The 2,099-nt window shown below is 63.7% G+C and carries 3 protein-coding genes; 1 reads left to right on the top strand and 2 read right to left on the bottom strand.

The features are described 5' to 3' along the window. On the bottom strand, window positions 1-293 hold a 293-nt coding region (locus ACE04F_RS21140), incomplete at its 3' end, for an SCP2 sterol-binding domain-containing protein (RefSeq protein WP_486109726.1). An 82-nt stretch (window positions 294-375) separates the two neighbouring features. Then, window positions 376-1,203 (bottom strand): trans-aconitate 2-methyltransferase, encoded by an 828-nt coding sequence (gene tam / locus ACE04F_RS21135; protein WP_486109724.1) that lies wholly within the window; start codon window positions 1,201-1,203, stop codon window positions 376-378. A gap of 75 nt (window positions 1,204-1,278) precedes the next feature. Between tam and ACE04F_RS21130 the strand changes: the two genes are divergently transcribed. After that, complete coding sequence (locus ACE04F_RS21130) at window positions 1,279-2,013, top strand: thioesterase II family protein (RefSeq protein ID WP_486109722.1); 735 nt, start codon at window positions 1,279-1,281, stop codon at window positions 2,011-2,013. Window positions 2,014-2,099: the final 86 nt, after the last annotated feature.

Raw genomic sequence — 2,099 nt, 5'->3', positions numbered from 1 at the left:
TCGATGATCTGCGGCAGCAACGTCGCCAGGCCCATGTTGCCACCGATCCTCAGGCGGCCGCTGGCGAACAGTTCCTCGACATTGGCCAGGCCGGCCATGATCCCGAGAAAGTCCTTTTCCGCGATTTCGATAGTCACGTCGGGGCTGCTGTGCCGACCAGCCTGGGTGTGGCTGCTGGCTTTGACCTCGGACCAGTACGCCTGATGCGGGCCGAACACGAATTGGAAAACGCCGTCGATACCAACGGCGCCGGCGTTGGCGAACAGTTTGCCCAGGATGGTCTGCAGGTCCACGGCGGTCACTCTTGTGGGTTTTGGTCTTAGCAGGTAACGAGGGCCCGGATCAGAAATTTAGCCCTCGCGCCTGACCATCGCCCTAGCGTGTCGCGACGATGAACACCCTCGGGAACGGCAGCAGGACCGAACCATCGTCCAGGGCCGGATAGGCCTGTTCGATGTCCTTGAGGTATTGCTGCAGATAGTCCTCGCGCTGCGCTTCGTCCAGCGGATCGAGGAACGGGCGCAGACCGCTACCCTTGAACCATTCCACGACCCCCGAGGCGCCACCGGCCAGCGGGTGATGGTAGGTGGTGCGCCACACATCGACGCGGGTGCAGTGGGGTTTGAGGATCGAGTAATAAGTGCTGGCATCCTCTACCTCGGTCCGCGAATCCGCCGCGCCGGCCAGTTGATTGGCCCAGGGGCCGCTGGCGGCGATGTCACGCATCAAGCGATGGGACGGTTGGTGCAGGGTGTCAGGCATCTGGACGGCCAGGCTGCCGCCAGGGGCGAGTTTGGCCACCAGCGACGGCAGCAGGGTGGCGTGGTCGGGAAGCCATTGCAGCACGGCGTTGGCGAAGATCACGTCGAAGGGGCCGCTTTCGTTCCAGCGCCCGATATCGGCGGTGTCGAATGTCACGTCGGGCAAGCGCTTACGGGCGGCTTCGACCATGTCGGCGGAACTGTCCAGGCCGCGCACCGTTGCGCCGGGAAAGTGATCGACCAGCAGCTCGGTGGAGTTGCCGGGGCCGCAGCCCAGGTCGATGACCTGACGCGCCTGTACCGGCGGGATGGCTGCCAGCAGATCGCGAGACGGGCGGGTGCGTTCCTGTTCGAAAGTGACATATTGTTGGGCAGACCAGCTCATTGGGTTCTCCTTAAGGCAGTAAGATCCATGATGGCGTGCAGTATAAAGTGCACCCAAGTGGGGGATGGCGCACTAATTTGTAACGCGCGGGCCTCGTTACTCTTTTCATACAAACGATCGGAGAAAACCGCAGTGACCCAACTGACCCTGCTGTGTCTGCCGTACTCCGGCGCCAGCGCGATGGTTTACAGCCGCTGGCGGCGCAAGGTGCCGCAGTGGCTGACGGTGCAGCCGGTGGAATTGCCGGGGCGTGGGGCGCGTTTCGCCGAGCCGCTGCACACCGACATGGGGCCCTTGGCGAAGCAACTGGCGCGGGAGCTGGCCCCGACCCTCCAGGCCCCTTACGCCCTGTTCGGCCACAGCCTGGGCGCGCTGCTGGCCTGTGAAATCGCTCATGCCTTGCGTGAGCTGGGCTGCCCGGAACCGGTGGCGCTGTTTGCCTCGGGCACCGCGGCGCCGACGATGCGCGCCGACTATGACCGGGGCTTCGCCGAGCCGAAAACCGATGCTGAACTGATCGACCAGCTGCGCACCCTCAACGGTACCAGCGAAGAGGTGCTGGCCAATGAAGAGCTGATGGCTTTGACCTTGCCGGTGCTGCGCGCGGACTTCCTGCTCTGTGGCCGCTACCAGCCAAGGCTTCGGTCACCGCTCAACTGCCCCGTGCACGTGCTCGGCGGCACCGCCGACAAGGCCACCACCGAGCAGTTGATCGGCTGGAGCCGCGAAACCAGCAGCAGCTTCTCCGTGGATATGCTGGCGGGCGGGCACTTCTTCATCCATGAACACGAGGCCAGGGTGCTGCGGCTGATCAAGGATCAGCTGAGCGTGCATCACCGGCGACACGGGTTGGCGATCAGCGCATAACCCGATTTCCAAGCACACCCAAATACAGGCCTTTGTGGGAGCGAGCTTGCTCGCGATAGCGGTTTGTCAGCTTGCCTATGCATGAC

Source organism: Pseudomonas sp. AGC41, assembly GCF_057334555.1.
The sequence above is the reverse complement of the archived record's forward strand: the minus strand, read 5'-3'. Positions and strand labels throughout refer to the sequence as shown.